Raw genomic sequence first — 4,246 nt, 5'->3', positions numbered from 1 at the left:
GTGCGCTCCCCAGAAGCGGCCGTTTCAAAATGCCCTCGGCGATCAGATGACGATCGATGATGGCGGCGAAAACGCTCTCGGGCGCGCCGCATTCGACGAAGCTCGGCGACATGCGTGCCGGCGCGCGATCGAGAAGGATCGAACCGCGACGCATCAGATAGCCAGGCATCTCACCGGTGCCACCGGCCACCACCAAGGTGCCGGCGATCATGCGGCTGCCGGCATGGTCGCCGGAGCCTTTCAGCACCGCGACCAGGCCGCGCCGCATGCGGTCCGCCGCGAAGGCGCCCGCTCTGCCCCTGACGATCAACACACCGCCGTTCATGCCGGCCAGTTCCCCGACGAGCGGCGCACCGAGGTGGTCGCCGGCATTGCCTGTTATCTCAAGCCTGCCGCCGCGCATGCCGGAGCCGGCGTATGGACCCGCATTGCCTTCGATCGTGAGCTTGCCACCCCGCATGGCGCGCCCGGCCTGGGCGCCGGCATTGCCAACGAGGCGAACCGACCCACCCCGCATGCCTTGCGCCACAAGGTCAAGGCGCATGCTTCCGCCCTCGAACACGATGCTTGCCGGATCGCTGCCGGCGACGCGAAAAATGTCGCCCACCTTCGATCCGAGCTTCGACATGCCGATCTGGATTCTTTCGACGTCGCGCCTTTCGATCCCGGCCAGCCGCTCCGGCGTCAGCGGCGACAGGTCAAGGCGCTCCGGCGGCTCGGCAACCAGGGTGAAGGTCAGCGCCTTCATGGCAGCATATCCTTCAGCGAGTAGATGAATTTCCCGAGCTTGCCGCCGTAATTGCCGGCGCTGATCCGAACCGCGCCTCTTTGCGGTCCGAGCTCTATGACAGCCTTGATGCCCGCCTTCATCGCGGCGGCAACTGCATCATTGGTCTCACCATCGATGACGATTTCCAGGACGGCGTTGATGTCGGGACCGAGTTCACTCGCGACGACGCCGCGCAGTGTCGGCGCGTAGGCTTCGTTGGCCGAGGCGATCATGCCTTTGTATTTGCCACCGATCTTGGAACCCGAACGGGCAATGCCGCCCGGAAACGGCACGATGGCGCCAGGCACCATGCCGATCGCACCGACGGCGGCCTCGGCAGCGGCCAAAGCGTTGGCGCTGCTTTGCGCCATGACAAAGAAATTGCCGCCACCGACAGCTTCCTTCGTCAGTCCGGTCGTTGCTTCGCACAGGAACTCGCCATCCATGACGGGAATACGCCAGAAATGCCTGTCGCCGATCTTCTTGGAGATTTGCCAGCCGTCGCCGAAATAACGCAGTGCCGAACCGAGCTTGAGCTCGGCGCTGCCCTGCAGCCCGGCAAAGCAGGCGGAACCCGGCGAGGTCAAAACGCACTGGCCGACACGATTGAGCAGTTGTTTCTGCAATTCGTCCGTTCCCATCGCGAAAATCATGACGCGGCAGCCCGGCCGGCCATCCGGTGTGGCCGATGGCGGCAGGTCGAGATCGATTGCCGCTTCGCAGCCGCAACCGATCACCGAGGTGGCGAAGCCGGTCATTGTGATCGCCGCCTGGCGAGCCCATTTCCGGCTCGGCGCGGTGATGACGATGGCGGTTGCGCGCATGCCGAAGGCTTCCGCGAAGGTATCGTCGATCGTTACGCCATTGATGCTCATGTTCGGCATGGCACCTCGCCGAATGGCTGTTCGCGCGCAATCGCGGAATCCGGGAAATTAAACCAGTCCAGCGACAGGCCGTAGCGCTGCTGGTGATAGTCCTCGAGCCGTCGCACCATTGCCTTGTCGACAGGCGGCTTGAGCCTCAATGCCTTGCCCCAGCGGTAATGGATGATTTCCCCGTCTTGCACGACGAGATCGCCATCCTTGAAAACATACGCCGCCTCTCCGAGCATTTTGGCGATACTGCGGTCCCTGCGATAGACAGCGACGTCGGCTGTTGCGCCGGCGCCGAGATGGCCTCGATCCGTCAAGCCGAGCAGCTTGGCTGGCGCCGCGCGCGTCATGATGGCGATTTCCTCGAACGTGTATTCGCGGTCGATTGCGGCCAGGGTAGAGAGCACCAGGGCGGATCGTGAAAGTCCGGCGGCCATTTCGGCGCGCGCTTCCCGGCTCATCAGCAGTTCGAACAGCGCCGGATAGGCGGTAAAAGGTGCACCGTTGGGATGATCGGTGGTGAAGAACACACGCCAGGGATCGTCGATCAGGAGAAAAAGCTCGAGCCCGATCGCCCACTGCATCGTGCCGTAGAAGTCCTTGCCATAGCTGTAGGGCACGATGCCGCCGCCATTGCCGTCACCGTCATGAATGACGGTCTTTTTCGGGTGTGCGCTGCCACGCGCCGAAAACTGCCGCATGACGTCGGAGGAGACCGTGACCGTCTGGCCGAACATCACCTGGCCGATATCGATGGTGACTTCCGGCGTCGCGTTGACCAGTTCGGCAAGCCGTGCGGCGGCAGAGGAAAACCCGCGTTTTCCTTCCGTGCCATAGCCATAGAACTGGAGGTGGGCGAGATGCAGCGGCAGTCCATCCGCCGCTGCAATCGTCGCAGCCGCCGTATCCGCCGATCCGGGGCTGCCCAGATTGTTGCAATGGACATGCAAGGGATGCGGCAAGCCAAGACTGTCGACGGCGGCCTGCAGCGTCTTGACGATCTTGCGCGAACTGACGCCATAGGAAGGCACGACATCATCCAGCGAGAAGGTGCGGACGTTCTCCTTGAAGGCGGCCGCCGCACCGGCGTTGATCACCTTGACCCCAAGCGCTCGCGTCGAAGCGACCGTCCAGGCGACATAGTCCTCGATCATCGTCCGGGGGGCGTCGTCGCGGATCATCGACAACAGGAAATCGTCGTTGCCGAGAATGGCAAGGGTCGCTTTGTCGATAATCGGGATGTCAGCCAGTTCGAGATGCGTGTGCAGCGCCGCTCCCGGCGACATCGCCGGCTCGACGACCGTCGTAAAGCCCATCTTTGCGTAGAGGCAGCCGGTCTGGAACGTCGACCAGCCGGCATTGGCGAGCGGCGTCATTGCTGGCCGCAGCTGATGGGCGGCATGCTGTTCGGGCAAGAGCAGCCGCGCGGTGTTCACATTGCCGCCACCGATGTGGGAGTGGATATCGATGGCGCCAGCCATCACGATGCAGCCGCTGGCTTCGACGGTCCGGTCGGCCGCCCCTCCCGCCGGCGCCGGAACGATCTTGTCGTCCTTGATCCAGAGGTCGCCTTTGCCGAGACGGCCGTTGACGGGATCGATGATGTCGCCGTCGGCGATTTTCGTCAGCATGGCAGTGGCTCGAGGAAAGCGTGGGTAGCGATCAGGCGGATGATCGTCGCGGCGGAGGGCAATTGCGAGGCCGCTTGCGCATCGATCGACCTGAGCGAGCCCGTGCGGCTGGAGTAGACAACCGCATCGTGATCGACCCCAGCCTCGCCGATGGCCATGGTGACTGCGGCGCCGGCAACCGGCTTTTCCGTTTTCGTCAGCACAATCAGCGCCATGCGTGCCCTTTTTTTCTGTAGTTGGGCCGTTGCGGCGGAGATCCGCAGGTGCAGGTCAGCTTCGCCGGCAGCGATCATGCGCTCCACATCGCAGCGCCAGGGATCGAATTCAGGGAGGCCGCGCGCAAAGCCGGTGCGCAGCGGAAAACCTGTCATCCAGGCCGAGGCGAGCGCGCTTCCCCACCCGTTTTCGCTCGCCGGCAGATAAAGGCCGGATGCGCGCGATTTGCGATTGAGATCGGCGATCAGTCCTTGCAGCATCTCCAATGCCAAGCCTTCGGCGGCGTGGCCTGAAAACAGGAACACGGGAAAATGCGCGGCCGCCAGAGCTTTGGCAAAATCATTGAAATTCGACACCGGTTGCGATGTACGCCGCCCTTTGTACTGTGCCCTCAGTGCCGCCAGCGTGGCGGTGAGGCTAGCTTGGCCACAGGAAAGTTGCGTTGCCTTGCGTCCGCCGTTCAGCGGCGGCACAGACATCCCGTTTGGGCCTACCACGAAGAACGCGCGCTGGTTGCCGGTCGAGAGGTCGGGAACCGTCCCGGCAAGTTCGCCGACAAGACCATGATGGATCCGCGGGAGCTCGCCCACGATCACCACGACATCGGCACGCCGGCGCGTCTCTCCGGGGGCGACGGTCATTGCCCCCTTGTCGGTAAAAAGCGCGGTCTCTCGGGCAAGTGCCGCACCATCGGCATGGTCGTATGCCGCGCCAGCCCGCTCAGCCAGCGCGATCGCCGCCCTCGTGCCATCTATATC

4 protein-coding genes are annotated in these 4,246 nt (G+C 63.7%); all 4 read right to left on the bottom strand.

The features are described from left to right. A partial coding sequence (locus tag EN949_RS33300; RefSeq protein ID WP_127371928.1) for a formylmethanofuran dehydrogenase subunit C occupies positions 1 to 748 on the bottom strand: 748 nt, incomplete at its 3' end. Continuing rightward, the gene (fhcD, locus tag EN949_RS33295; RefSeq protein ID WP_063167859.1) at positions 745 to 1,653 is read right to left on the bottom strand and encodes a formylmethanofuran--tetrahydromethanopterin N-formyltransferase; all 909 of its coding nucleotides are present in this window, start codon (positions 1,651 to 1,653) and stop codon (positions 745 to 747) included. The genes EN949_RS33300 and fhcD, both read right to left, overlap by 4 nt. Continuing rightward, complete coding sequence (locus tag EN949_RS33290; RefSeq protein WP_063167858.1) at positions 1,641 to 3,272, bottom strand: formylmethanofuran dehydrogenase subunit A; 1,632 nt, start codon at positions 3,270 to 3,272, stop codon at positions 1,641 to 1,643. Before EN949_RS33290 ends, fhcD begins: the two co-directional genes overlap by 13 nt. After that, complete coding sequence (locus EN949_RS33285; protein WP_206534989.1) at positions 3,266 to 4,129, bottom strand: tungsten formylmethanofuran dehydrogenase; 864 nt, start codon at positions 4,127 to 4,129, stop codon at positions 3,266 to 3,268. The genes EN949_RS33290 and EN949_RS33285 overlap by 7 nt, the downstream gene beginning before the upstream one ends. Between the last annotated feature and the right edge of the window lie 117 nt (positions 4,130 to 4,246).

It is taken from the genome of Mesorhizobium sp. M7A.F.Ca.US.007.01.2.1 (assembly GCF_003998165.1).
Taxonomy (GTDB): domain Bacteria; phylum Pseudomonadota; class Alphaproteobacteria; order Rhizobiales; family Rhizobiaceae; genus Mesorhizobium; species Mesorhizobium ciceri.
Note: the sequence above shows the minus strand (reverse complement) of the source record. Positions and strands in the feature narration are given on the sequence as shown.